Origin of the sequence: Streptomyces coffeae, from assembly GCF_016741875.1 — a bacterium.
Taxonomy (GTDB): domain Bacteria; phylum Actinomycetota; class Actinomycetes; order Streptomycetales; family Streptomycetaceae; genus Streptomyces; species Streptomyces coffeae.
Genome location: NZ_JAERRF010000002.1, coordinates 321,656 through 346,992 on the forward strand (window position 1 = coordinate 321,656; position 25,337 = coordinate 346,992).

General features: G+C 70.8%; 28 protein-coding genes. 14 read left to right on the forward strand and 14 right to left on the reverse strand.

Translation table 11 applies throughout. From position 1 onward, the window contains the following. The first annotated feature begins 105 nt into the window (after positions 1 to 105). On the forward strand, positions 106 to 768 hold the full coding sequence (gene snpA / locus JK363_RS03685; RefSeq protein WP_201871329.1) for a snapalysin: 663 nt from the start codon (positions 106 to 108) through the stop codon (positions 766 to 768). Between the two features lie 276 nt (positions 769 to 1,044). Next, positions 1,045 to 1,263, forward strand: coding sequence for a hypothetical protein (locus JK363_RS03690; RefSeq protein WP_201871330.1), 219 nt, complete (start codon positions 1,045 to 1,047; stop codon positions 1,261 to 1,263). On the opposite strand, the gene JK363_RS03695 is transcribed toward JK363_RS03690, so the two are convergent. Both JK363_RS03695 and JK363_RS03700 read right to left on the reverse strand, forming a co-directional pair. Beyond that, complete coding sequence (locus JK363_RS03695) at positions 1,235 to 1,789, reverse strand: STAS domain-containing protein (protein ID WP_201871331.1); 555 nt, start codon at positions 1,787 to 1,789, stop codon at positions 1,235 to 1,237. The two genes, JK363_RS03690 and JK363_RS03695, sit on opposite strands and share 29 nt — an antisense overlap. Before the next feature lie 251 nt (positions 1,790 to 2,040). After that, complete coding sequence (locus tag JK363_RS03700) at positions 2,041 to 2,418, reverse strand: STAS domain-containing protein (RefSeq protein ID WP_201871332.1); 378 nt, start codon at positions 2,416 to 2,418, stop codon at positions 2,041 to 2,043. A 210-nt stretch (positions 2,419 to 2,628) separates the two neighbouring features. On the opposite strand from JK363_RS03700, the gene JK363_RS03705 reads away from it, so the two are divergent. After that, entirely contained in the window at positions 2,629 to 3,621 is a 993-nt protein-coding gene (locus JK363_RS03705; RefSeq protein ID WP_201871333.1) for a helix-turn-helix transcriptional regulator, read from the forward strand. A 79-nt stretch (positions 3,622 to 3,700) separates the two neighbouring features. Beyond that, positions 3,701 to 4,351 (forward strand): HAD family acid phosphatase, encoded by a 651-nt coding sequence (locus JK363_RS03710; protein WP_201871334.1) that lies wholly within the window; start codon positions 3,701 to 3,703, stop codon positions 4,349 to 4,351. Here JK363_RS03710 and JK363_RS03715 read toward each other — a convergent pair. After that, entirely contained in the window at positions 4,330 to 5,550 is a 1,221-nt protein-coding gene (locus JK363_RS03715) for a DUF2330 domain-containing protein (RefSeq protein WP_372444710.1), read from the reverse strand. The two genes, JK363_RS03710 and JK363_RS03715, sit on opposite strands and share 22 nt — an antisense overlap. Positions 5,551 to 5,836: 286 nt before the next feature. On the opposite strand from JK363_RS03715, the gene JK363_RS03720 reads away from it, so the two are divergent. Both JK363_RS03720 and JK363_RS03725 read left to right on the forward strand, forming a co-directional pair. After that, the gene (locus JK363_RS03720) at positions 5,837 to 6,799 is read left to right on the forward strand and encodes a beta-ketoacyl-ACP synthase III (RefSeq protein ID WP_201871336.1); all 963 of its coding nucleotides are present in this window, start codon (positions 5,837 to 5,839) and stop codon (positions 6,797 to 6,799) included. A gap of 62 nt (positions 6,800 to 6,861) precedes the next feature. After that, the gene (locus JK363_RS03725) at positions 6,862 to 7,257 is read left to right on the forward strand and encodes a VOC family protein (RefSeq protein ID WP_201871338.1); all 396 of its coding nucleotides are present in this window, start codon (positions 6,862 to 6,864) and stop codon (positions 7,255 to 7,257) included. A gap of 54 nt (positions 7,258 to 7,311) precedes the next feature. On the opposite strand, the gene JK363_RS03730 is transcribed toward JK363_RS03725, so the two are convergent. The 3 genes from JK363_RS03730 to JK363_RS03740 form a co-directional block, all read right to left on the reverse strand. Further along, entirely contained in the window at positions 7,312 to 8,067 is a 756-nt protein-coding gene (locus tag JK363_RS03730) for a DUF6597 domain-containing transcriptional factor (RefSeq protein ID WP_201871340.1), read from the reverse strand. Beyond that, a complete protein-coding gene (locus tag JK363_RS03735) occupies positions 8,064 to 8,288 on the reverse strand; it encodes a hypothetical protein (RefSeq protein ID WP_201871342.1) in 225 nt (74 codons plus the stop codon). Before JK363_RS03735 ends, JK363_RS03730 begins: the two co-directional genes overlap by 4 nt. Before the next feature lie 95 nt (positions 8,289 to 8,383). Then, complete coding sequence (locus JK363_RS03740) at positions 8,384 to 9,295, reverse strand: glutaminase (RefSeq protein ID WP_201871678.1); 912 nt, start codon at positions 9,293 to 9,295, stop codon at positions 8,384 to 8,386. Positions 9,296 to 9,460: 165 nt separating this feature from the next. Here JK363_RS03740 and JK363_RS03745 point away from each other — a divergent pair, with 165 nt between their 5' ends. After that, on the forward strand, positions 9,461 to 10,051 hold the full coding sequence (locus JK363_RS03745) for an N-acetylmuramoyl-L-alanine amidase (RefSeq protein WP_201871343.1): 591 nt from the start codon (positions 9,461 to 9,463) through the stop codon (positions 10,049 to 10,051). Positions 10,052 to 10,091: 40 nt separating this feature from the next. Here JK363_RS03745 and JK363_RS03750 read toward each other — a convergent pair whose 3' ends face one another. After that, complete coding sequence (locus JK363_RS03750) at positions 10,092 to 11,702, reverse strand: Na+/H+ antiporter (RefSeq protein ID WP_201871344.1); 1,611 nt, start codon at positions 11,700 to 11,702, stop codon at positions 10,092 to 10,094. A 44-nt stretch (positions 11,703 to 11,746) separates the two neighbouring features. On the opposite strand from JK363_RS03750, the gene JK363_RS03755 reads away from it, so the two are divergent. The 4 genes from JK363_RS03755 (at position 11,747) to JK363_RS03770 (ending at position 14,179) form a co-directional block, all read left to right on the forward strand. After that, the gene (locus JK363_RS03755; protein ID WP_201871345.1) at positions 11,747 to 12,007 is read left to right on the forward strand and encodes a UBP-type zinc finger domain-containing protein; all 261 of its coding nucleotides are present in this window, start codon (positions 11,747 to 11,749) and stop codon (positions 12,005 to 12,007) included. Between the two features lie 47 nt (positions 12,008 to 12,054). Then, entirely contained in the window at positions 12,055 to 12,594 is a 540-nt protein-coding gene (locus JK363_RS03760) for a GNAT family N-acetyltransferase (protein ID WP_201871346.1), read from the forward strand. Positions 12,595 to 12,839: 245 nt separating this feature from the next. Then, positions 12,840 to 13,253: an ATP-binding protein gene (locus JK363_RS03765; RefSeq protein WP_201871347.1), complete on the forward strand. Its 414-nt coding sequence runs from the start codon at positions 12,840 to 12,842 to the stop codon at positions 13,251 to 13,253. 17 nt (positions 13,254 to 13,270) lie between these two features. Beyond that, positions 13,271 to 14,179: an RNA polymerase sigma factor SigF gene (locus tag JK363_RS03770; protein WP_372444706.1), complete on the forward strand. Its 909-nt coding sequence runs from the start codon at positions 13,271 to 13,273 to the stop codon at positions 14,177 to 14,179. Between the two features lie 38 nt (positions 14,180 to 14,217). On the opposite strand, the gene JK363_RS03775 is transcribed toward JK363_RS03770, so the two are convergent. Beyond that, positions 14,218 to 14,742 (reverse strand): hypothetical protein, encoded by a 525-nt coding sequence (locus JK363_RS03775; RefSeq protein WP_201871348.1) that lies wholly within the window; start codon positions 14,740 to 14,742, stop codon positions 14,218 to 14,220. A gap of 83 nt (positions 14,743 to 14,825) precedes the next feature. On the opposite strand from JK363_RS03775, the gene JK363_RS03780 reads away from it, so the two are divergent. Both JK363_RS03780 and JK363_RS03785 read left to right on the forward strand, forming a co-directional pair. Further along, positions 14,826 to 15,794 (forward strand): diacylglycerol/lipid kinase family protein, encoded by a 969-nt coding sequence (locus JK363_RS03780; protein WP_201871349.1) that lies wholly within the window; start codon positions 14,826 to 14,828, stop codon positions 15,792 to 15,794. A gap of 318 nt (positions 15,795 to 16,112) precedes the next feature. After that, positions 16,113 to 16,370, forward strand: coding sequence for a WhiB family transcriptional regulator (locus JK363_RS03785; RefSeq protein WP_201871350.1), 258 nt, complete (start codon positions 16,113 to 16,115; stop codon positions 16,368 to 16,370). Between the two features lie 146 nt (positions 16,371 to 16,516). Here the strand turns inward: JK363_RS03785 and JK363_RS03790 are convergent, their stop codons facing one another. From JK363_RS03790 to JK363_RS03815, 6 genes are all read right to left on the reverse strand, one after another. Continuing rightward, the gene (locus tag JK363_RS03790; RefSeq protein WP_201871351.1) at positions 16,517 to 17,986 is read right to left on the reverse strand and encodes a sensor histidine kinase; all 1,470 of its coding nucleotides are present in this window, start codon (positions 17,984 to 17,986) and stop codon (positions 16,517 to 16,519) included. Between the two features lie 341 nt (positions 17,987 to 18,327). Then, the gene (locus JK363_RS03795; RefSeq protein ID WP_201871353.1) at positions 18,328 to 19,398 is read right to left on the reverse strand and encodes an SIS domain-containing protein; all 1,071 of its coding nucleotides are present in this window, start codon (positions 19,396 to 19,398) and stop codon (positions 18,328 to 18,330) included. Between the two features lie 43 nt (positions 19,399 to 19,441). After that, positions 19,442 to 20,989, reverse strand: coding sequence for a glycoside hydrolase family 3 protein (locus tag JK363_RS03800; protein ID WP_201871355.1), 1,548 nt, complete (start codon positions 20,987 to 20,989; stop codon positions 19,442 to 19,444). A gap of 9 nt (positions 20,990 to 20,998) precedes the next feature. Further along, on the reverse strand, positions 20,999 to 21,829 hold the full coding sequence (locus JK363_RS03805) for a carbohydrate ABC transporter permease (RefSeq protein WP_201871357.1): 831 nt from the start codon (positions 21,827 to 21,829) through the stop codon (positions 20,999 to 21,001). Next, entirely contained in the window at positions 21,826 to 22,827 is a 1,002-nt protein-coding gene (locus JK363_RS03810) for a carbohydrate ABC transporter permease (RefSeq protein ID WP_201871358.1), read from the reverse strand. The genes JK363_RS03805 and JK363_RS03810 overlap by 4 nt, the downstream gene beginning before the upstream one ends. A 4-nt stretch (positions 22,828 to 22,831) precedes the next feature. Beyond that, positions 22,832 to 24,100 carry an extracellular solute-binding protein gene (locus JK363_RS03815; RefSeq protein WP_201871361.1) on the reverse strand — a complete coding sequence of 423 codons (1,269 nt, stop codon included), beginning with the start codon at positions 24,098 to 24,100 and terminating at the stop codon, positions 22,832 to 22,834. Between the two features lie 239 nt (positions 24,101 to 24,339). Here JK363_RS03815 and JK363_RS03820 point away from each other — a divergent pair, with 239 nt between their 5' ends. Next, positions 24,340 to 25,128 carry a GntR family transcriptional regulator gene (locus tag JK363_RS03820; protein WP_201871682.1) on the forward strand — a complete coding sequence of 263 codons (789 nt, stop codon included), beginning with the start codon at positions 24,340 to 24,342 and terminating at the stop codon, positions 25,126 to 25,128. Positions 25,129 to 25,337 lie beyond the last annotated feature (209 nt).

Genomic DNA, 25,337 nt, shown 5'->3' on the forward strand with positions numbered 1-25,337 from the left:
CCATTCTCCTCAAGACTCTGCGGCACCAAGCGTTCATCCCACGGCTCAAGGCCGCCACCCCACTTCAGGCGGCCGTGGGCCCGAGGACGATGAGGAGCCCCCCACATGACTCTGCCCAAGTTGGCGCTGACCGCGACCCTCGGGATCGGCCTGGCGGCCTCCCTGGCCCTGCCCGCGTCCGCGGCCACCACCGACCACAGCCCGGCCCAGCGGAGCTCCGCGGCCGCCGCGTACACCGCGAGCGGCGAGGAGCACGGCGACACCGACGCCTTCATCAAGGCGGTCATGAAGTCCGCGCTGGCCAAGAAGGCGAAGGCGCACAACAAGTCGGCGGCCGTCACGGTCACCTACGACGCCAGCGCGGCCCCCAAGTTCAAGGACCAGATAGCCCGCAGCGCCGAGATCTGGAACTCCTCGGTGAGCAATGTGCAGCTCAAGGAAGGTGGCAACGCCGACCTCAGCTACCGCGAGGGCAATGACCCCCAGGGCTCGTACGCGGACACCGACGGGCACGGCAAGGGCTACATCTTCCTGGACTACGCACAGAACGAGGAGTACGACTCGACCCGCGTCACCGCCCACGAGACCGGCCATGCGCTCGGTCTGCCGGACCACTACGAGGGTCCGTGCAGCGAGCTGATGTCCGGCGGCGGCCCCGGCCCGTCCTGCACCAACTCGCAGCCCGACCAGAACGAGACCGCCAAGGTCAACGAGCTGTGGGCGAACGGCCTGGCCTCCCTCGAGAAGAAGCTCGCCGGGACCCGCTGATCCGGCACCGGGGCTGACCGGCCCGGCCGGCGATCCCAGCGGTCCCGGTCGGCCCCACCGGTGACGCCGATCCCCTCGCTCCATGGTTTCAGGGCCCATGGACCAGGGCCCCCGCCGCCCGCACCCGGTCACCCGATGCCGGGTGCGGGCGGTCGACGGGGGCGTTCGGCGGGAGACGCCACTCCCGGCCGGAGGTACCGTGTAGACACCGAGCATGTCGCACAAACCGGCCGGATTCCCTCCAGGGCTGGGGCCCGGCCCCAGGGAGTGAGTACCATGCAGACCGTCGTCACCGTGGTCGTGATCCTCGGGCTGATCGCCATCGGCGTTCTGCTGATCCACCGGCTCAATGTCCAGCAGGGCTACCACATCTCCGCCGAGCGTCACGACGACATCCGCGGCGGTCGCCGCCATCACCACCGCCACCGCGGTCCGGGCCGGGGACGGACACACCCCGAGCACGGGGTCACCCCTCCGCGGGACCGCCGGGCGTAGACCCCGTACCGCCGGGCGCGGCTCCCGTACCGCCGGACGCAGGCCCCGTACCGCCGCCGGACGCGGCCTCCTCCTCCCGGAGCGCCTCCTCCAGCGTGGGCACCGGCTGGAACACCTCGGACAGACCGCCCACCCGCAGGGTGCGGAGGATCAACGGATGGGCACAGACCAGGCGCATCCGGCCACCGCGCTCCACGACCCGGCGCCGGGCCCGGCACAGCAGCCCCAGCCCGGAGCAGTCGAAGAAGGTGGTGGGCGTCAGATCGATCACCACGGCGGGCGTGGCCGTGGCGGCATCCAGCTGGGGACCCACACTCGCCAGCCCGGCGATATCGATCTCGCCGTGGAGCTCGACCACGGTGCACCGGCCGACCCTGTAGGTCACGGCCCACGGCTCGGGCTCCGGTGCCGCGGGGCGCTCCGGCAAGGGGCATAAGCCACCGGCGGCGGTATCGGGGAAGGGATCGGGGCGCACCCCGGCGTCCGACGGCACCGGCGCGCGGCGGGGAGCGCCTGGCTGCGTCATCGCGATATCCCCTCGGAACGGCATACTGCCCCCTCTCACCCCCGCCAGGGTCCCGCGCGCGGGCACCTCGGGCAGCTGGTGCAGATCCGCCGGTCCCTGGGTGGCGTGCGGCGAGCGTAAAGGGGTGACCGCCGGTTACAGGGGGCGGGGCGCGATATTCCGCCACCAAAAAGCGTTCTTCCGGGTGAATTTCCGCTCTTACTATTGACGCTTGGTCAGATCGAATTCAGACCGTCAGACCCTTCGGACACTCAGGCATGCTCAGAAGCCGGAGCCGCCGCCCCCGCGACCGCCGGAGTCAGATCCTCCAGCACCTCGAAGGCGTCGTCGAGCCGGACCATACGCAGCAGCCGCAGAAACCGCGGATCGTCGATGACCAGCCGCAGCCGGCCCTCGCGCTCCAGCGCACGATTGCGCAGCCGGCACATCAGGGACAGCCCCGCGCAGTCCAGGAAGGTGACCGGGCGGAGGTCCAGCACCAGATCCGGGCACCTGACCTGGGCGAGCGACTCCAGCCGTGCCGCGATCCGCCCCGCGGCGAAGATGTCCAGCTCTCCCGCCACTTCGGCCACCGTGACGCCACCGAGCACACGTACACGGACTCCGAAGGCGGGCCGATCATCGAACATGCAAGCCTCCTCGGCATGGTGGGAGGCGCGCGACACCGCAGCGCCCGGGGATGACACACCGTCCGATCAGGGGTGCGCGGACACCACACACCGCCGCGCCGGTCACCACCGGGGCCCAGGCCGGCCCTTCAGTACATGACATACCCATCTACCGGCTGACCAGTCAACGCACGTCACGGCACGTGACGTTGGCCTATTTAGGCTGACGCCATGACCGACACCCCCGCCCGGCTGCTGACCCTGCTGTCACTCCTCCAGACCCCACGCGAGTGGCCGGGCAGTGAGTTGGCCGAGCGGCTCGGCGTCAGCCACCGCACCATCCGGCGCGATATCGAGCGGCTGCGCGACCTGGGCTATCCGGTGGCCGCGAGCAAAGGCGCCACCGGTGGCTACCGCCTGGTGGCGGGCACCGCCATGCCCCCGCTGCTGCTGGACGACGACGAGGCGGTGGCCATCGCGGTGGGGCTGCGCACGGCCGCGGGCCACACCGTCGAGGGCATCGAGGAGGCATCCGTCCGAGCGCTGGCCAAACTGGAACAGGTGCTGCCGTCCCGGCTCCGCCACCGGGTCGGCGCCCTCGGCTCCGCCACCGTCCCGCTGCCGCCCGCCATGGCCGTTCCCACCGTGGACCCCGGCCAACTGACCGCGCTGGCCGCGGCGGTGGCCGCGCACGAGCGGCTGCGCTTCGCCTACCGCGCGGGTGACGGCACCGAGACCCGGCGGCTGGCGGAGCCGCACCGCCTGGTGGCCGCGGGCCGCCGCTGGTATCTGGTGGCGTACGACAACGACCGTGAGGACTGGCGCACCTTCCGGGTGGACCGGGTCCACGACCCCCGCCCCACCGGGGTACGCACCCCACCGCGCGCGCTGCCCGCCGAGGACGCGGCCGCCTTCGTCACCCGCTCCCTCCAGGGCCTCGCACCCGGCCACCGGGCGGTGGCCACCGTGCGGCTGCCGCACGAGGCCGTGGCCCGGCTGATGCCGGGCGCCGAACTGGAGCCCCTCGACGAGCACACGTGCCGTGTGCGCACCGGCACCGAGTCCCTGGAGTGGCTGGCCTTCCGGCTGGTGCTGCTCGACGCCGACTTCGAGGTCCATGAGCCGCCCGAGCTGATCGCGTATCTGCGCACCCTGGGCGCCCGGGTGCTGCGGGCGGCCGATGCCCCAACTGAGCGCGCAAGGCCGACCGTTACTGAGCAGTAATGCAATAGCCTCTTTCCGTCCACCAGAAGCCGTGAACATGCCACCCAGGGGGCAGACCCAACGACTGAGGATGTGACCGATGACAGCAGCACGTACGCGTTCGCGACGGTTCGGCGCGACGGCGGTGGCGGTGGCCATCGCCTTCGGCGTCGGCGGAACCGCCACGACGGCGAACGCGGCGGCTCCGGCCGCCGCACCGGCTGCCGCCAGTGCCACAACCGCCGCGAGCGCCGAGAAGGTCGACTACGAAACCTGGCAGCGCGATGTGAAGGAGATCATCGACAACCAGGCCCGGCCCTACGTCGAGGAGCGCACCGCGAACCCCGGCGGCCAGAAGCAGGCCATCGTCCTCGACATCGACAACACCTCGCTGGAGACGGACCTCGGCTTCACCCTCCCCCAGCACGCCGTCGATCCGGTGCTGAAGCTCACTCAGTATGCCCACCAGCGCGGCGTGGACATCTTCTTCGTCACCGCCCGGCCCGGGATCATCTACCCCGTCACCAAGTGCAACCTGGAGCACGTCGGCTACGCGGTGAAGGACCTGTACGTCCGCTTCCTCCCGGACCTCTTCAAGGATGTGGGCGAGTACAAGGCCGCCCAGCGCGCGAAGATCGAGGAGAAGGGCTACACGATCATCGCGAACATCGGCAACACCCCGACCGACCTGGTCGGTGGCCACGCCGAGCGGCACTTCAAGCTCCCGGACTACAACGGCCAGTTGTCCTGAGCCGGGGCCGGGTAGCCCGAGCCCGGCCCCCAGCGCACCGTCCGGCGGCGGCGCCCGCGGATCACGGCCACGAGCACACCGGCCGTGATGAGCAGGCCGCCGCCCACGGTGAGCAGCCACACCGGAACGCCGCCCACGGTCAGCAGGGTGTCGTGGTAGACGACCCGCTGGTACGCGCTGTCATGGGCGGCGCGCCGCAACTCGTGGTCGCCTGAGATCAGTTCCGGCCGGGGGAACTCCTGCCGGAACGCGGTGAGGAACATCCGCCGCCCCGCCAGCTTCTCCAGCTCGCCCCGCGGCGCGCGCCCGGGATCGACCGGCCCCGCGTACACCACCTCGGGCTGCCGGCCGCCGATGTCACCACGCGGCTCCATCCGGTGCGGGGCCAGGACGTACAGATCCAGCCCCTGCGGTGTCGGGGCCAGCCGGGACAGCCGCATCGGGTAGACCAGCCGCTCGGAGGCGAAGCGCAGCCGCAGCGGTTCCAGGGTTCCGCCCAGGACCGACCGGCCGCCGGTGCCGCCGACGCCGCCCGTGCCACCGGTGTCGTCCGAGGCGTCCTCGGCGGGCGCCAGCCGGACGGCCACGTACTCCCACTTCGCCCGCACATAGGGCTTCAGTCCGTCCGCCAGCCGGTCGGGCAGTTCGAAGCCGTTGCGCTCCAGCCAGTCGCGCAGCGCGTCCGGGTCGGTCGCGGTCAGCCGGGCGACGTCGAACGGACCCAGCCGCTCACGGCCGACGACGCCCACCGGCGCTGCGCCCCCCTTGGCACTGTCCCCGGGCGAGGCCCCCACGGCACCGTCCCCGCCGCCACCGTCGAAGGGCCAGTCGCCGTCGCGCGGCCAGAAGTAGTGACGGTCCTTGTCCACCGGGGCGATCACCTCGCTGACCTCGTCGAAGAGATCCTGATCGCCGAGTGTGACCGTGGCCCGGTGCGGCACCGGCATGATCCACGCGGCCTCCGGCGCGTTGCCGCCCACCGTGAGGCTCATGACGATCTCCTCGGAGGTGCCGTCCCAGCGCACCACCGAGGTCTCGCGCTGCACCGCGATCGTGGTGTTCCGCCCCGGCACCATGCCCCCGCAGCCGCACGCCCACGCGGGCCGTACCAGCGATCCGAGCTGGACCAGCACCAGCGCCAGCACCACGACCAGGGCCCGCCGCCGCCCCGGCGACAGCCGCCCCCCGAATCCCCCGATGTACACTGCTCCCCCGATTCCCCATTGTTCGCGCTGTTCGCTCTGTTTGTGCGTGTTTCCGCGTCCGCTGTTGTCGTGGACACGGCCTCAGACGGAACGGGCGGGGGTTCTGGTTCCACTTCTGGAAAGGCCGGAAGCTCCAGATCTCGGCGCGCAAGATTGGTGGGTACCGCCGCGCCCGCGCGCCCGGTGGGCACCAAGACTGGACACACGCGGACGGTGCGTCCACACCCCCGCAAAGGACACGGATACCTCACCGCCCGTCCCCCGCGCGAAGGGATGCCCGATGACCGGATCACGGATACTGGCGCTCGGCCACTATCAGCCCGCGAAGGTCCTGACCAACGACGATCTCGCGGCCATGGTCGACACCAGCGACGAGTGGATCCGCAGCCGCGTGGGCATCCGCACCCGGCGCATCGCGCGCCCCGACGAGACGGTGGACGAGATGGCCGCGGCGGCGGCCGCCAAGGCCCTGGCGCACAGCGGACTGTCGCCCTCCGACATTGATCTGGTCCTGGTGGCCACATCCACCGCCATCGACCGCAGCCCCAACATGGCGGCCAGGGTCGCCGAGCGGCTCGGTCTCGACCACCCGGCCACCATGGACATGAACGTGGTGTGCGCCGGGTTCACCCACACCCTGGCCACCGCCGACCACACACTGCGCGCCGGGGCGGCCACCGCCGCGCTGGTCATCGGCGCGGACAAGTTCACCGAGGCCGCGGACTGGACCGACCGCTCCACCTGTGTGCTGCTCGGCGACGGCGCGGGGGCGGCCGTGGTGGTGCCCGACGACCAGCCGGGCGCCGGGCCGGAGACGGTCCCGGGGATCGGCCCGGTGGTGTGGGGCTCGGTGCCCACGATGGGCGGTGCGGTCCGGATCGAGGGCACCCCGATCCGTTTCTCCCAGGAGGGCCAGTCCGTCTACCGCTGGGCCACCACCCAGCTGCCGCCCATCGCGCGGGAGGTGTGCGAACGGGCCGGGATCCGCCCCGAGGACCTCGCCGGAGTGGTGCTGCACCAGGCCAATCTGCGGATCATCGAGCCGGTGGCCCGGAAGCTGGGCGCGGTCAACGCGGTGATCGCCCGCGATGTGGTGGAGTCCGGCAACACCTCGGCGGCCAGCATTCCGCTCGCCCTGTCCAAGCTGGTCGAACGCGGCGAGGTCGGCTCGGGCGATCCGGTGCTGCTCTTCGGCTTCGGCGGCAACCTGTCCTACGCGGGCCAGGTCATCCGCTGCCCCTGAGTGAGCGGAACACGTCCGATTCGTTCAAGACCGGCCGTCCACGGGCTGCCTACGCTGCCCGCATGACACCACGATTCGACGCGATCAGCATGGTCGTCGCGGACATGGCGGCGTCCCTCGCCTTCTACCGCCGCCTCGGCCTGGACATCCCCGCCGAGGCCGACACCCAGCCGCACGCCGAGGCAACCCTGCCCGGCGGCACCCGGCTGCTCTGGGACACCGTCGAGACGGTCCGCTCCTTCGACCCGGACTGGACGGCGCCGAGCGGTTCCGGCCGCTCCTCGCTGGCCTTCCTCTGCGACAGCCCGGCCGAGGTGGACACGGTCTACGCGGAGCTGGTGCGGTCGGGCGTGCCGGGGCACAAGGAACCCTGGGACGCCTTCTGGGGGCAGCGCTACGCCGTGGTGCTGGACCCGGACGGCAACGGCGTGGACCTCTTCGCACCGCTGCCCGGCTGACGCATCGGCGCTACGCGGGCGGGGGAGGCCGTGCGCCGCCCACGGGAAGGCGGCTCAGCGGGACTCCGTCAGCAGCCGCCCCAGCGGTACGCCCGCCATCGCCCGTACCTCCCGGGCCAGATGGGCCTGGTCGGCGTACCCGGCCACCACCGCGACCTCCGCGAACGGGACACCGCCACGCGCCAGGTCGAGCGCCCGGTTCAGCCGCAGCACCCGCCCGAGGGTCTTGGGGCCATAGCCGAAGGCCGCCAGCGAGCGCCGGTGGAGCCGCCGCTCCCCGAGCCCGGTCCCCCGGGCCACCTCGGCCACGCTGCGCCCGCGCGCGAGCCCGGCGACCACGGCCACCATGGCCGGATCGGGGGGCGGCGCCTCGCGCAGCCGTCCGAGGGCGACGTCCTCCAGCGCACGGCCCACGACGGCCGCCGTCTCCTCGGGTCCCGTACCCCCGGCCGCGGCCCGCCCGGCCACCAGACCGGTCAGCCGCCGCACCTGCGCCCCGGGCCACACCGCGGCCAACGGCACCCGCAGATCCCGCAGTTCATGCGCGGGCACGCCGAGCACGGCCGGACCCGTGCCGGGCGCGAACCGCAGACCGACATAGCGGGTGCCCCGCGGGGCGGCGGCCAGCTGGGCCCGGGTGTCCGGCCCGGCCACGAAGAGTTCCCCGTCCGGGGCGTCACCGCCCGCGTCGGTCCAGATCAGATCGGTACAGCCGTCGGGCAGCACCCGCTGCGGCCCGTCTCCGGTCGTACGGGTCCACACCACAGCGCCGCCGCCGAGCCGCGACCCCCGCTCGCGGTATGCGCTCACGGCACCTCGCGCAGATACATCGCACCGCAGGAGTGGCAGAACGGACCGCTGTCGCCTGTGGCCCACAGATCGGCCGCCTGGGTCTCCGCGTCCGCGGCCAGCTCACGGCCGCACATGGCGGTGGTGCCGTTGGCCCGGACCATGTGCCAGATCTTGACCGGCGCACCGGCCACCCGTCCGGAGCTGCCCTCCTCGTACTCGGCGCGCATCTCGTGCTGCATGGCGGTACACCTCCTGCTCACCACCACTGCTTCCATGCTCCCGCCCGGCCGGGCCGGACGCCACCCTGAGCGGCCCCCGGTCCGCCGCATACCGCTCAGAACACCGACCAGCCGGTCAGCGTCGTGAAGTGGTCCAGCGCGGCCACCCCGGCGACCGAATTGCCGCGCGCGTCCAGGCCGGGGCTCCAGACGCACAGGGTGCAGCGGCCCGGGATCACCGCGATGATGCCGCCGCCGACACCGCTCTTGCCGGGCAGCCCGACCCGGTAGGCGAAGTCGCCCGCCGCGTCGTACGTACCGCAGGTGAGCATGACCGCGTTGACTCGCTTCGCCTCGCGCCGCGACAGCAGCCGGGAGCCGTCCGCGCGCAGTCCGTGGCGGGCCAGGAAGGTGCCCGCGAGCGCCAGATCGCGGCAGCTCATCTCGATCGAGCACTGCCAGAAGTAGTGCTCCAGGACGGTCGGGACGGGGTTGTCGAGGTTGCCGTAGCCGGCCATGAAGTGCGCGAGGGCGGCATTGCGGTCGCCGTGGTCGGACTCGGAGGCGGCCACGGCCGGATCGAAGGCCAGCTCGGAGTTGCCGCTCTCGGCGCGCAGGAAGTCGAGCATGGTGGTGCTGGCGTCGCCGGTCAGACTGTGCAGCCGGTCGGTGACGACGAGGGCACCGGCGTTGATGAACGGATTGCGCGGAATGCCGTTCTCGTACTCCAGCTGCACCAGGGAGTTGAAGGGGTTGCCCGACGGCTCCCGGCCGACCCGCCGCCAGATCTTCTCGCCGTCCTGGGCGAGGACGAGCGCGAGTCCGAACGCCTTGGAGATGCTCTGGACGGAGAACGGCATCTCCCAGTCGCCAACTCCGGTGACCCGGCCGTCGACGTCGGCGACGGCCATTCCGAAGCGATGGGCGTCCACTTCGGCGAGCGCGGGGATGTACTGGGCCACCTGCCCCCGGCCGATCTGTGGCTCCACATGGGCCGCGACCTCGTCGAGTACTGCCTGGTAGTCCATGGTGCCGTGGTTCTCCTGCGCGTCGTCGGGCGGATCAGAACGCACGATAGCCACCCGCACCAACCAATCACCCCATGTGTTTATGAGAACGCAGTGGGTAAGCAAGCAGATGAACGAGCGGGCCGCGGCCGGCGCGCCCGCCGCATGAGCAGAACGGAGGCGGTCATGGCCTCACCCATGTCCGCGGGGGACTTCCTGTCGGCGTTGAAACGCGAGGGCCTGCGCGTGGTGCAGGTCGGGGACTGGCGCCATCACAACCGAAACCACAAGGGCCCCTGGGGGCCCGTGCATGGAGTGATGATCCACCACACCGTCACCTCCGGCACCGCGCAGACCGTGGAGATCTGCCGGGACGGCTATGAGTCCCTGCCCGGTCCGCTGTGCCATGGCGTGATCGCCAAGGACGGCACCGTGCATCTGGTCGGCTACGGCCGGGCCAACCACGCCGGTCTCGGTGATGACGATGTGCTGCGGGCGGTGATCGCCGAGCGGGTGCTGCCCGCGGACAACGAGGCGAATACGGACGGCAATCGCCATTTCTACGGCTTCGAATGCGAAAACCTCGGGGACGGCGAAGATCCGTGGCCCGAGGCCCAGTTGGAGGCGATCGAGCGGGCCTCGGCCGCGATCTGCCGCCATCACGGCTGGAATCAGCGCTCGGTGATAGGCCACCTGGAATGGCAGCCGGGCAAGGTGGATCCGCGCGGTTTCACCATGGACGCGATGCGGGCGCGGATCCGCGAACGGCTGGCCTGACCACGCGTTCCTTCCGTGGAGGGGCCCGGGGGCGGTCGGCTCAGAGCCCGCCCTCCGCGGCCTCCTCACGGAAGGCGGCGGCCTCCTCCAGATCCAGTCGGCGCAGCAGCCGGCGCAGCATCTCGTCGTCGATCCGGCGCTGGTTGCGCAGTTCGACGAAGACGCTCCGCTCGGCCTCGATGATCTCGCGGGTGAGTCTGCGGTAGGTGTCGTCCACCGACTCCCCGGTCACCTCGTTGACCGCGCCGAGCCGTTCCCACACCGCGTTGCGCCGCCGTTCCAGCACATGGCGCAACCGGTCGACCAGGGGCGGTGGCAGCGCGTTGCGCTCATCGGCGAGGAGCTCCTCCAGGCGGGCCTCGGCGGCCCGGGACGCCTCGGCCTGCGCCTGTGCCTCCATCAGCGTCTCAGTCTGGGGATCACGGCCGGACACCCCCAGGCGCCGGATCAGGGCGGGCAGGGTGAGCCCCTGGACGACCAGGGTGCCGATCACGGTGGTGAAGGTCAGGAAGAGGATCAGATTGCGGGCCGGGAAGTCCTCCCCGCCATGCATGGTCGGCGGGATCGAGAAGGCGATGGCCAGCGAGACCACTCCGCGCATCCCGGCCCAGCCGACGATGAGGGGGGTCTTCCAGGTGACACCCGGTTCGCGTTCGCGGATCCGGGGGGAGAGCGCCCGGGGGAGGAAAGTCGCCGGGAAGACCCAGGCGAAGCGCATGAGGACCACGGCCAGGAAGACGACGAGCGCATACCCGGCGGCCTCACCCGAGCCGTACGGCCCCAGGCCCTGGAGCACCACCCGCAGTTGCAGCCCGATCAGGGCGAACACGGCCGACTCCAGGATGAAGGCGATCATCCGCCACACCGCCGCCTCCTGGAGCCGGGTGGCGAAGTCGACCTGCCAGGCGTGGTGTCCGAGGTAGAGGCCGACGACCACCACGGCCAGCACCCCGGACGCCTCGACCTGCTCGGCGGCGGCGTAGGCGACGAACGGGATGAGCAGCGAGAGGGTGTTCTGGAGCAGCGGATCGCGCAGCCGTCGGCGCAGCCAGTGCAGCGGCACCATCAGCACCAGACCGACGCCGACCCCGCCGACGGCCGCGAGCAGGAACTCACCCGCGCCGTGTACGAGGGAGACCCCCTCCCCCACCACGGCGGCGACCGCCACCCGGTAGGCGGTGATCGCCGTGGCGTCGTTCACCAGGGACTCGCCCTGGAGGATCGTGGTCATCCGGGCCGGCAGTCCGAGCCGCCGGGCAATGGCGGTGGCCGCCACCGCGTCCGGCGGTGCGATCACCGCGCCCAGCACCAGGGCGGCGGCCAGCGACAGTTCGGGCACCAGCAGATAGGCGATCCAGCCGACCGAGACGGTCGCGAACAGCACGTATCCGACCGACAGCAGCCCGATCGGGCGCAGATTGGCCCGCAGATCCAGATAGGAGCTGTCCAGCGCGGCGGTGTGCAGCAGTGGCGGCAGCACCAGCGGCAGCACCACGTCCGGGTCCAGGGTGTAGTCCGGCACCCCCGGTACGAAGGAGAGCACCAGCCCGGCCGCCACCAGCAGCAGCGGCGCGGGCACGGGTGTGCGCCGGGCCGCTCCCGCGATCGCGGCGCTGCCCGCGACCAGCATCAACAACGGCAATACGTCCATCGGCCCCGGTCCGTCCCCATCGGTTGGCGTCTAACCTGGCAATCATGAGCGAGTGCACTCATGTTCCCGACCTGCCGCGCCCCGGCCCCCAGCCGCTGGCCGACACCTGCCCGGAGTGCCTGGCCGCCGGATGCCATCCGGTGCAGCTGCGGATGTGTCTGGAGTGTGGCCATGTGGGCTGCTGCGACTCCTCCCCCTACCGCCATGCCACCCGGCACTTCGAGGAGACCGGCCATCCGGTGATGCGCAGCTTCGAACCAGGCGAGGAGTGGCGCTGGTGCTATGTGGATCTGCTGATCGTCTAGTGCGGACGGCTGCCGCGGCACCGGTGCTTCCGGTTAGCCTTCATCACATGATCAGACCAGCGAAGCCGTCCGACGTCCCGGCCATCCTCGCGATGATCCGGGAACTGGCGGCGTACGAGAAGGCGCCGCAGGAGGCGAAGGCCACCGAGGAGCAGCTGCGCAAGGCGCTCTTCGGGCCGGACCCGGCGGTCTTCGCACTGATCGCCGAGGAGATCACCGGAGAGGGCGCGGAGACGGTGGGGTTCGCCCTGTGGTTCCGCAACTTCTCCACCTGGACCGGCACCCACGGGGTGTACCTGGAGGATCTGTACGTCACTCCGCGGGCGCGCGGCGGCGGCCACGGCAAGGCGCTGCTCGCCGAGCTCGCGCGGATCTGCGTGGAGCGGGGCTACTCCCGCTTCGAGTGGTCGGTGCTCGACTGGAACGCTCCGGCGATCGACTTCTACGCCGCCCTGGGCGCCGAGCCGATGGACGAGTGGACGGTCCGCCGGCTGACCGGGGAGCCGCTGCGCGCATTGGCCGCCCAGGCCCCGGGCACCTCTTCGACCAGCGATTCGTTGGGTGGGGCGATATCTCTTTCGAATTGAGACCGCAGACCCCTAGCCACGCTGCGTACTCATGTGCTTACTATGAGTGATATCGCGAACCTTCGGGTCGGGGGTTCACCCGTGACGGGGGCCGTGCTTCGTCCGGGCGACACCGAACCGCAGATCGCGATAGCGTCGCAGCCGAACCACACATCGCGCCGACTGTCCTCCCTCCACCATAAGGGCATACGGGCGGCGCTCCAATCAGCTCAGCTCAACCAGCTTGTGTCACCTTGGAGGTGAGGGTGTCCCAGATCGCAGGCGAGCCCGGGACCCAGGACTTCGTCGAAGTCCGGCTGCCCGCTGCGGGGGCGTATCTGTCGGTGCTGCGTACGGCCACGGCCGGTCTCGCAGCCCGGTTGGACTTCACCCTTGACGAGATCGAGGATCTGCGTATCGCCGTTGACGAGGCCTGCGCGATCCTGCTTCAGCAAGCCGTCCCCGGCAGTGTGCTGAGCTGCGTCTTCCGCTTGATCGACGACGCATTGCAGGTGACCGTCTCGGCTCCCACCACCGATGGCCGCGCGCCCGAGCGCGACACCTTCGCCTGGACGGTGCTCTCCGCACTGGCGGGCAAGGTGGACTCGACCGTGGCCGAGGACCGTACGGTCACCATCAGCCTGTACAAGGAGCGCGGCGCCGGCCCCGGACAGCCGTGACGGAACGAGGGGGCTCCGTGAACACTGCATCATCGCGGGGAGTGGGTACCCCGGCCATCCCGCACCCGCCGGCTCGGCCGCATCCCGCGGACTCGGAGGCGGCGGGAGACCGACCAGAGCGGGCGGACCACATGGATCAGCACGACCACGAGCAGACGCATCACCACGATCCGCATGACCGGAGCGGCGCGCGGGCGATGTTCATCGAGCTGCGTCAGCTCCCGGAGGGCTCCTCCGAGCGGGCCGAGCTGCGCAACCACCTCGTGCGTATGCACCTCCCGCTGGTGGAGCACCTGGCCCGGCGCTTCCGCAACCGCGGAGAGCCGCTGGACGACCTCACCCAGGTCGCCACCATCGGGCTGATCAAATCCGTGGACCGGTTCGACCCGGATCGCGGGGTGGAGTTCTCGACCTATGCGACCCCCACGGTCGTCGGCGAGATCAAGCGCCACTTCCGGGACAAGGGCTGGGCGGTGCGGGTGCCGCGCCGTCTCCAGGAGCTGCGGCTGTCGCTGACCACGGCCACCGCGGAGCTCTCCCAGCGGCACGGCCGCGCCCCGACCGTCCACGAGCTGGCCCAGCATCTGTCCATCTCCGAGGAAGAGGTGCTGGAGGGGCTGGAGTCGGCCAATGCCTACAGCACCCTCTCCCTGGACGTACCGGACACCGACGACGAGTCCCCGGCTGTCGCCGACACCCTCGGCGCCGAGGACGAGGCGCTGGAGGGCGTGGAGTACCGCGAGTCGCTCAAACCTCTGCTGGAGGATCTGCCGCCGCGGGAGAAGAAGATCCTGCTGCTGCGCTTCTTCGGCAATATGACCCAGTCGCAGATCGCACAGGAGGTCGGCATCTCGCAGATGCATGTCTCGCGGCTGCTGGCGCGTACCCTCGCCCAGCTGCGGGACCGGCTGTTGGTGGAGGAGTAGCGAGCGGCGGCGCGGAAGGGCCTGGGCGACGCAACCGGTCAGGCGTCGCGCGGCCCGATCCCCAGCGCCTCGGTCGCGGTGGGGTTGATCAGCAGCGCGAGCACGGCGAGGGCCGCGGCCCCGGTCGCCGCTCCGGCGGCGATCAGCCCGCCGCCGTTCTGCACCAGGGTCCAGGCCACCGGCAGCGCCATCAGCTGGGTGATCATCGCGGGGCCGCGGCTCCAGCGACGGAGCAGCAACAGCCCGCGGGCGGCCACCAGCGGCAGCGCGGCCAGCGCCAGCACGGTGACTCCGAGCATCTCCGCCTGCTGCGGGCTCTCGGGATCTCCGGTCAGCCCCATGATCAGCACATAGACACCGAAGCCCACGAGCACCACACCCTCGACGGCGGCGAGCACCGCGGCAGCGGTGATCCGCGCCGGGCGCGGTCCGTCGGGGGTGGTGTCGGCAGCGGCGGGCGCGGCGGCCCGCTGTGCCTTCTTCCCCTGCGGCGCCTTCTTCCCCTGCGGCGCCGTCCCGGCGGCGCGGGCCTTCTTGGCGGGGGCGGACTTCTTACTGCTCACCCCAGCAGCCTAGCCGCCGCACGGGCCGTTGGGGGGCACCCGGGGGGTACGGGCGTTCACCACGGATGGGTAGGCTTTTGCGCATGCGCGCACTCCTTGTGGTCAATCCGGCAGCAACCACCACCAGTGCCCGCACCCGTGACGTACTGATCCATGCGCTCGCCAGCGATCTGAAGCTGGACGTGGCGACCACGGAGTACCGGGGGCACGCACGCGACCTGACCCGCCGCGCGGTTGACGGCGGCACCCATGAACTGGTGGTCGCGCTGGGCGGGGACGGCACCGTCAACGAGGTGGTCAACGGGCTGCTGGAGCACGGCCCCGCCCCGGAGGAGCTGCCCCGGCTCGCCGTGGTCCCCGGTGGCTCCACCAATGTCTTCGCCCGCGCCCTGGGACTGCCCAATGACGCCGTCGAGGCCACCGGCGCCCTGCTGGACGCGCTGCGCGACGGCACCGAGCGGACCGTGGGCCTCGGGCTCGCGAGCGGCACCCCGGGCACCCCGGACGAGGCGGTACCCGCCCGCTGGTTCACCTTCTGCGCCGGCTTCGGTTTCGACGCGAGCGTGCTCGGCCGGGTCGAACAGCAGCGCGAACGCGGCAAGCGGTCGACCCACGCCCTCTACATACGGCAGGCGCTCCGGCAGTTCCTCGGGGAACCGCACCGGCGCCACGGCACCATCGGCCTGGAGCGGCCCGACCAGGACACGATCAAGGATCTGGCCCTGGCGATAGTCTGCAACACCGCGCCCTGGACCTTTCTGGGCAACCGCCCGGTCTACGCGGCCCCCCGGGCCTCCTTCGATACCGCCCTTGACGTGTGGGGGCTCACCAAGCTGTCGGCCCCGGCGATGACCCGCTACGCCACCCAGCTGCTGATGTCGACCCCCGAGCGGGGGCCCCACGGCAAGCACGCGATCTCGCTCCATGACGAGACCGACTTCACCTTGCATTCCCAGGCGCCACTGCCGTTCCAGATGGACGGTGACCATCTGGGACTGCGTACGAGTGTGACGTTCACAGGTGTACGCCGTGCACTGCGTGTGATTGTGTGAGTGAGACCCCCAAAAGTCCTTCCAGTCGAACGTTTAGCCTGGCCTCCACCCAACGGAAGTACGGCTGTGACCTAGTCGACACCAAGGAATCAAAAAAAACTTTCCGGAAGGGGTTGTATCCGCCGCCGAGGTTTGCGAATCTCTTCTTGGCGATCGGGACGGCCAACAAACGGCCCCCTTGAGAGCCCGAACCCCCTCTTCATCCCACGGGACCGCACCAGCCCCAACTGGTTGACGTCCCTACCCTTGTGGGGGGATTCGTGAAAGCGTTCACATTCACAAGCAACGAACCCGCAATCGCGAGGAGATGGAGCAGCCATGGACTGGCGTCATAACGCCGTTTGCCGCGAGGAAGACCCCGAGCTGTTCTTCCCCATCGGCAACACTGGTCCTGCGCTGCTGCAGATCGAGGAAGCCAAGGCCGTCTGCCGCCGCTGCCCCGTCATGGAGCAGTGCCTGCAGTGGGCGCTTGAGTCCGGCCAGGACTCCGGCGTCTGGGGTGGACTCAGCGAGGACGAGCGCCGCGCGATGAAGCGCCGTGCCGCTCGGAACCGGGCGCGGCACGCCAGCGCCTGACCTGATCGCCCCGTGGCCCCCGAGCCGCAGCGCGCAGTAACCCCGATGCGCACAGCAACGTGAGCTTTGAGCCCCTGGACCATCCGGTCCGGGGGCTCAGTGCTGTCCGGAAGAAACAGAAGAGCGGCGTCGGAGGAAGAGCGGGGTCAGCGCTTCTCGGCGGGCACCGGGAAGTCCAGGACCACCCGGGTGCCGCGCTCCGGAGCGGGCAGCATGTCGAAGGTGCCGCCGAGCTCCCCCTCCACCAGGGTGCGGACGATCTGGAGCCCGAGGTTCCCGGCGCGCTGCGGATCGAAGCCCTCCGGCAGCCCGCGCCCGTCGTCCTGCACGGTGACCCGCAGCCTGCTGTCCTCTCCGCTGCCACTGCGCACCGCCGCGACCTCGACCGTGCCGTGCTCCCCCGGTCCAAAGCCGTGCTCCAGCGCGTTCTGCAACACCTCGGTGAGGACCATGGACAGCGGGGTGGCGACCTCCGCGTCCAGAATGCCGAAGCGCCCGGCGCGCTGCCCGGTCACCTTGCCCGGTGAGATCTCGGCCACCATGGCCAGCACCCGGTCGGCTATGTCGTCGAACTCGACGCGCTCGTCCAGGTTCTGGGACAGCGTCTCATGGACGATCGCGATCGAACCGACCCTGCGCACCGCCTCGTTCAGCGCCTCCCGGCCCTGTGCGGAGTCCATCCGGCGGGCCTGGAGCCGCAGCAGCGCGGCCACCGTCTGGAGATTGTTCTTCACCCGGTGGTGGATCTCCCGGATGGTGGCGTCCTTGGTGATCAACTCGCGTTCACGCCGCCGCAGTTCGGTGACATCCCGCAGCAGCACCAGCGAGCCGATGTGCAGTCCCTTGGGCTTGAGCGGAATGGCCCGGAGCTGGATCACTCCGTCGCCGCCCTCGACTTCGAACTCCCGGGGCGCCCAGCCGCTGGCCAGTTTGACCAGCGCCTCGTCCACCGGACCGCGCACCGGCGCGAGTTCGGCGGTGGTCCGGCCCAAGTGGTGGCCGACCAGATCGGCGGCCAGGCCGAGCCGGTGGTAGGCGGACAGCGCGTTGGGGCTGGCGTACTGGACCACCCCGTCGGCGTCCATCCGGATCAGCCCGTCGCCCGCGCGCGGCGAGGCGTCCATGTCGACCTGCTGGCCGGGGAAGGGGAAGGCCCCGACGGAGATCATCTGGGCGAGGTCGGAGGCGCTCTGGAGGTAGGTGAGCTCCAGCCGGCTGGGGGTCCGCACGGTCAGCAGATTGGTGTTGCGGGCGATGACGCCGAGCACCCGGCCCTCCCGGCAGACCGGGATGGACTCCACCCGGACCGGAACCTCCTCGCGCCACTCGGGGTCGCCCTCGCGGACGATCCGTCCCTCGTCGAGGGCGGCGTCGAGCATGGGACGGCGGCCGCGGGGTACGAGATGGCCGACCATGTCGTCCTGATACGAGGTGGGGCCGGTGTTGGGCCGCATCTGCGCCACCGAGACATACCGCGTGCCATCGCTGGTCGGCACCCAGAGCACAAGATCCGCGAAGGACAGGTCGGAGAGCAGCTGCCACTCCGATACCAGCAGGTGAAGCCATTCGAGATCGGCATCGCCGAGGGCGGTGTGCTGGTGGACGAGGTCGTTCATGGAGGGCACGGTGTGAGCCTACCCGCCTGGTTGGATTAGCCTATCCGCGCACAAGCATGGACAGACGTTAGTGGTCTAGTCCAGAATAATCGAGCACTGCGATCTTCCGCACTCCCCGCACAGGAGGGCGGATCGGGTACCCGGCGCGCTCTGCCCTGACCGCACCGGGCGCCTCGTGGCCGGCCGCTCGGCCGGCGCAACCCGGGCTGCGGTGCCGGGCGGGTTGAGGGTCCCGCTCTGGCGCCGCGGCCCGCGGGTGGCACATCACGGCTCCCGCGCCTCACCACACGGCGACGGGAGCCTTTTGGTGTGCCGCGGCCCCGTATGTGCGCGGCCCCCGCTCAGCGGGTCTCGGTCACCTTCGCCAGCGCCCGGGGGGCGTCCGGGTCCTGGCCCCGGGCGATGGTCACCTCGTACGCCAGCATCTGGAGCGGCAGGATCTCCAGGATCGGCTGGACCTCCTCGGCCACCCCGCCGGTGGGCAGGGCGAATCCGGCGGAGGCGCGGTCCACCTCGGTCTGTGCGCCGATGACCACCAGGTCCGCGCCCCGGCCGCGGAGCCGCTCCAGCACCGGCTGGAGCGCCTCGCCGCCCTTCCCCTCGGTGACGATCGCGATCACCGGCGAGATGTTGTCGACCATGGCCAGCGGGCCGTGCAGCAGATCGGCGCCGGAGTAGGAGAGCGCCGGGATATAGCTGGTCTCCATGAGCTTCAGCGCCGCTTCCTTGGCGGTGGGATAGCCGTAGCCGCGCGAGGTGAGGACCATACGCTCGGCGAACCGGTAGCGGGCGGCCAGCTGCTTGATCTCACCCTGCCGGTCCAGGATCTGCCGGGCGAGGTCGGGCAGCGCCTTGGCGGCCGAGCCGTCACCCCCGCGCAGCCCCTCGACAAACAGGTACAGCGCGAGCAGTTCGGCGGTGTAGGTCTTGGTGGCGGGCAGCGCCTTCTCCGGTCCGGCCAGAACATCGATATGGAACTCGGAGACGGCGGCCAGGGCCGAGTCGGCGTTGTTGGTCACCGCCAGGGTGATGGCACCGGCCGCGCGGGCGGCCTCGGTGGAGGCGACCAGGTCCGGGGAGCCGCCCGACTGGCTGACCGTGATCACCAGGACGTCGGTGAGGTCCTGCCGGGCGCCGTACGCGGTGGTGGTGGACATGGAGGTGAGACCGCAGGGCTTCCCCAGCAGTACCTCCAGCAGGTACTTGGCGTACAGCGCGGCGTTGTCGGAGGTGCCCCGCGCGGTCAGGAGCACAAAGCGCGGATTGCGGGCGGCGATCCGCGCGGCGGTCTCCCGGATCCTCGGCGCGCCCTCGTCCAGGATCCGGCGCAGGACCGCGGGCTGCTCGGCCATCTCGCCGGACATGATCCGGCCCGGCTGCTCGCTGTGCTGGGCCGTTGTCGTGGCGGACATGCTGGGTGCCTCCAGGTGACGGGGCCGCTGGTACTCGCTGATGTCATACCCCGGCCGCGCCGCCGGTGATGATGTCCGCGGCCGCCCGTCCGCAGACCCGGGCGGCGCCGTAGGTCGCGATGTGCAGCCCCCCGCCGGGCGGCGCCTGGGGCACCCCCATCTCGACGACGACCGTGTCGGGCCGGGCGGTGAGCAGGGCGTCCAGGGTGCCGGCCATCCAGGGGTGGCGGTGGACATCGCGGACCACTGCGACGATCGTACGGTCCGCGGCCTGGTCGAGCAGGTTCTCGAGCAGGGCGGGGACACCGCCGGTCTCGGCGTCCTGGCGTCCGTAGGCGGCGGTGGTGGTGCCGGGCAGCATCCGGGTGAGTTCGGCGGCCACACCCCAGGGCGTCTCGTCGCCGACGGCGATGTTGGCCATCGGGGTGAGGGCGGCGACATGCGCGGGGCGGGTCAGCGGTGCGTACCCCGCACCGCCGGGGGTGACCCGCAGCGCCCGCCGGGCCGCGGAGAGCCCGACCTCGGGGGCGGGCGCGATCCCCTCCGCCGCGCCCGGCCCGCCGTGCCGCCGGGTCCACTCCCCCAGCGCCCGTACCCGCGCGGCCGCCTCGGCAAGCCGCGCTTCGGGCAGCCGCCCCTCGCGTACCGCGGCCACCAGCGCGTCACGCAGCCGGAGCACGGTGTCCTCGTCGGCGAGGCCGCCGCCCACACAGATGGCGTCGGCGCCCGCGGCGATGGCCAGCACGCTGCCGCGCTCGATGCCGTAGGCGGCGGAGATGGCCCGCATCTCCATGCCGTCGGTGACGATCAGGCCGTCGAAGCCGAGGCCGCCGTCGGCGACGGGGCCGCGCAGCAGTCCGTGGAGGGCGGCGGGGCTGAGGGTGGCGGGGTGCTCCGCGTCGAGCGCGGGCAGCAGGATGTGGGCGCTCATCACGGCCTTGGTCCCGGCGGCCACGGCGGCACGGAAGGGCACCAGTTCGCGCTCGGCCAGGGTGTCGAGTCCGGCGTCGATCCGCGGCAGCGCGTGGTGGGAGTCGACGGCGGTGTCGCCGTGGCCGGGGAAGTGCTTGGTGCAGGCGGCGACACCGGCGCTCTGGAGGCCCTCGATCCAGGCGGTGGTGTGGCGGGCGACGAGCCGGGGGTCGGCGCCGAAGGAGCGGACGCCGATGACCGGGTTGTCCGGGTTGGAGTTGACGTCGGCGGAGGGCGCCCAGTTGAGGGTGACCCCGCAGGCGGCGAGCCGGCGGCCCAGCTCCCGGGCGACCGCGCGGGTCAGTTCCGGGTCGTCGACGGCACCGAGGGCCAGATTGCCGGGGAAGGAGGAACCGCCGCGCACCTCCAGCCGGGTGACATCGCCGCCCTCCTCGTCGATGGCCACCAGCACGTCGTCCCGTTCGGAGCGCAGCTGGGCGGTGAGCGCGGCGAGCTGTTCGGGCGAGGTGATGTTCCGGCCGAACAGCCCGACGGAGGCGAGCCCCTCGCCGAGTCTGCGGAGCAGCCAGTCGGGGGCGGTGGTGCCGGTGAAGCCGGGCTGGAGGACGGTCAGGGCGTCACGGGTGAGGGTGGCCGGGGTGTGCGCGAGGGTGGTCATGGCCGGGGATCATCCCTTCACAGCGCCGGAAGTGAGCCCACCGACCGCCTTGCGTTGCAGGAACAGGAAGAGCAGCAGAACCGGAACGGCGAACAGCGAGGCGGCCGCCATGGTGGCGCCCCAGTCGTCGCCGAACTGGGTCTGGAAGCTGGACAGCCACAGCGGCAGGGTCTGGGCCTCGGCGTCCTTGTTGAGGATGAGCACCAGCGGGAATTCGTTCCAGGCGGTGATGAAGCCGAAGAGCGAGGTGGCCATCAGACCGGGCGCCAGCAGCGGGAAGATCACCTTGCTGAACGCCTGGCGCCGGGTGCAGCCGTCGACCATCGCCGACTCCTCCAGCTCCCTGGGTACGGCGGCGATGTAGGAGCGGAGCGTGAGCACCGTGAACGGCAGCACCATCACCATGTAGAACAGGGTGAGGGGAAGCAGGCTGTTCAGCATGTCGCCGTCGCGGACGAGCATATAGATGGCGATCACCATGACTTCCCAGGGCGCCATCTGCGCGATCATGAACGTCACCAGGAAGCCGCGCCGCCCCCGGAACCGCAGCCGGGCCAGCGCGAAGGACGCCAGCAGCGCGATCACCAGGGAGAGCGCGACCGCCGAGACGGTGACGGTGAGCGAGTTCCCCACCAGCGTCCAGAAGTGCTCGGCGCCGACGGCCGTGCCGAAGTGCTCGAAGGTGGCGGAGGCCGGGAACCACACCGGGTCCTCGGAGACGATGTCCGAGGTCGGCTTGAGGGCCGTGCAGAACATCCAGTAGACGGGGAACGCGAAGCCGGCGAAGAGCACGACGGCGGCCGCGTTCGGCCACAGCCGGGCCAGTGGCGAGCGCTTCACAGCTCGTCCTCCTCCTTCCTGAGGGCGATGCGGAGGTAGGAGGAGGTCAGGACCAGCAGGATCAGGATGGTGAGCAGCGAGATCGCGGCGCCCATCCCGTAGTGCTGGTTGCCGACGCCCTCGATGAAGGCGTACACGGGAAGGGTTTCGGTGAGCCGGTCGGGACCGCCCTCATTGATGGCGAACACCTGCGGAAACGCCTTGAAGACCCAGATGACTTCGAGGAAGACCGTGGCGAGCAGGAACGGCTTGAGGAAGGGCAGGGTCACCGAGGTGAAGCCGCGCCAGGCCCCCGCGCCGTCGAGCGCGGCCGCCTCGTAGAGCTCCCTGGGGATCGTGGTGGTGGCCGCGTAGAGGTTGAGCGCCACGAACGGGATCGACTGCCAGACGATCAGCACGGTGATGACGAAGAAGGTGGAGAACTGGCCGCCGGTCCAGTTGTAGTCGGCCATGGAGTGCCAACCGAGCCGGTCCAGCACCCAGTTGACCACTCCGAAGCGGGCCGCGAAGAGCCACTGGAAGACGGTGGTGCCGGCGATGGGCGGCATCGCCCAGGCGAGCACCAGACCGACCGAGAGCAGCAGCCGCATCCGGGTGCCGAGCCGGGCGAGCAGCAGTCCGATCAGGGTGCCCAGCACCATGATCAGTACGACGTTGACCCCGGTGAAGGCCACCGACCGCCCGGTGACCCGCCAGAAGTCCTCGCTGCCCAGCGCCTCGCGGTAGTTGTCGACGCCGTTCCACTCGGTGAGGTGCTGGATCAGCTGCCGCATGTTCAGGTTCTGGAACGACAGCATGCCGTTCTTCACCAGCGGCCAGCCCAGCAGCGCCGCGGTGGCGGCCAGCGCGGGCAGGAGCAGCAGATAGGGCGCGACGGCGGTGAGCCGCCCGCGTCCGGACCGCCCCGCCGGAGGGGCGGTCCGGAACGGCGGTGCCGCTCCCCGGGGGACCCCGGCCGCGGCCGGTCCGGGGCCCTTGTGGTCGGTCGCGACGGCCATCCGCTCAGCTCTCCTGGCTGAGGCGCTTGTTCATCTCGTCCTGGACCGACGCGGCGGCCTCCGCGGGGGCCTTCCCCTTGAGTACGGCGGTCATATAGGACTTGACCGGGTTGGGGGCGTTCTCCACCGCGGCCCATTCGGGGATCAGCGGGGTGGTACCGCCGGTCGCGACGGCGGGGGCGGCGGCCTGGGCGGCGGCGTTGCCCTTCAGCCGGTCCTGGAGGGACTCCTTGTTGGGGATCACCCCGCCCTCCTGGGCGAGCTGTCCCTCGAAGGTGTCGTTCAGCGCAATCTTCAGGAATTCTTTGGCGAGTTCCTGCTTCTCGCTGCCCGCGGCGACGGCCAGGTTGGAGCCGCCGAGGAAGACGCCCTCCGGCTTGTCCGCGGTCTCACCGGGGATGGTGAAGTAGCCGATGTCCTTCTCGATCTTCGGGTTGGCCTTGATGGCGATGGCCGCCTCCCAGCCCATGCCGATGAAGGCGCCGGTCCTGCCTTTGGCGAACACCTCGCCCTGCTGCGGGGTGGCCTCGTCCTTGTTCTTGGGCGCCTTGCTGAAGGACTGGTACTGCTGGTAGATGTCCATGGCCTTGGCGACCTTGGCGTCGGAGAGGTTGGAGACCCAGCGGCCGCCTTCCTTCTTCACCAGGTCGGCGCCGGTGCCGATGGTCAGTCCGTCGAAGAAGTACCAGTTCTGGCCGGGGAGATAGAGCGGTTCGGCATCGGTCTTCCGACGGATGGTGTCCAGGTCCCGGAAGAATGCGGCGCGGGTCTTCGGGGTGCCCTTGAGCCCCGCCTGCGCCCAGATCTTCTTGTTGTAGAGGACGACGCGGTTGGCCGCGTACCAGGGGGCGGCGTACTGCTTGCCGTCGTACACCGCGGACTTGTTGAGCGACGGGGACCAGTCGGCGCCGATCGACTTCTTGAGGTCGTCCAGTTCGGCGAGGCCCCCGGTGCGGGCGTAGGAGGGGGTCTGGGTGTTGCCGATCTCCAGGACGTCCGGCGGGTCGGACTCGGACAGCGCGGTGGTCACCTTCTGCTGGATGCCGTTCCACTGCTGGATCTCCAGCTTCAGCGTGGCGCCGGTCTTCTTCTCGAAAGCGGCCTTGACATCCTTCGTCCAGCCGTCCGGGGTGGATCCGTCCATCGCCCAGACGGTCAGCGTCTCGCCCTGGAAACCGTCCGCTCCGGCCTTGTCGTCGTCGCCGGACCCACAGGCCGCGACGCTCACCAGCATTGCCGCGACACCCGCCGCCGCTATGAGCCCACGCTTCACAGCACTCTCCTCAAAGGACCGGATGAGAGGTTTAATGGTTTAGACCAGCGCCCGCAGCTTGGCCTAGACCTTTGGGGGTGTCAAGGGTGTATAAGGTCGCCAACGGCTCCGTTACCGGACCGACATCTGTCGACATCCGGCCCGAGCCGCCGCCCGCGTGCGGGACCGTGCCACGATGTGAGCCGCTGAATTCGGAGGAGCCGGTGACGGCAGCAGACCAGGAGTCGGAAGGGCGCGCCATGGAGACCGAGGGAGTTACGGCCACGGCCACCACACCCGCGGCCGAGAGCGGCAACAACTCCGGGGGGACCCGCACCGCGCGGGTCCCGAAGTACTACCGGCTCAAGCGGCATCTGCTGGAGATGACCGAGACGCTGCCACCGGGCACCCCGGTCCCCCCGGAGCGGACCCTGGCCGCCGAGTTCGACACCTCCCGCACCACCGTGCGCCAGGCGCTCCAGGAACTGGTGGTCGAAGGGCGGCTGGAGCGGATCCAGGGCAAGGGCACCTTCGTGGCCAAGCCCAAGGTCTCCCAGGCCCTGCAACTGACCTCCTACACCGAGGACATGAAGGCCCAGGGCCTGGAGCCCACCTCTCAACTGCTGGACATCGGCTATGTCACCGCCGACGACCGGCTCGCCGGGCTGCTGGACATCGCCACCGGCGGCCGGGTGCTGCGCATCGAACGGCTGCGGCTGGCCAGCGGTGAGCCGATGGCGATCGAGACCACCCATCTGTCGGCCAAGCGCTTCCCGGCGCTGCGCCGCAGCCTGGTGAAGTACACCTCGCTGTACACGGCCCTGGCCGAGGTCTACGACGTCCACCTGGCCGAGGCCGAGGAGACCATCGAGACCTCGCTCGCCACCCCGCGGGAGGCCGGGCTGCTGGGCACCGATGTCGGGCTGCCGATGCTGATGCTCTCGCGACACTCCCTGGACGCCTCCGGCGAACCGGTGGAGTGGGTGCGGTCGGTCTACCGCGGGGACCGCTACAAGTTCGTGGCCCGGCTCCAGCGCCCCCACGACTGAGACGTCCCGCGCCCCGCGCCCCGGGCACGGTCCGGGGCGGCCTCCGGGCGCCGTACGGGCGGCCCCGGACGCCCCGGCGGGCGGCCGAGTCGTGGACGAGGCCACTTCTTTCTCATACCGATATGGGGCCGGGTAGTGACGACCACCGGGCCGCGGGCTTAGATTTCCTGATCATCACGTACAAGATCAGCCGTGAGAGCGATCAGTCG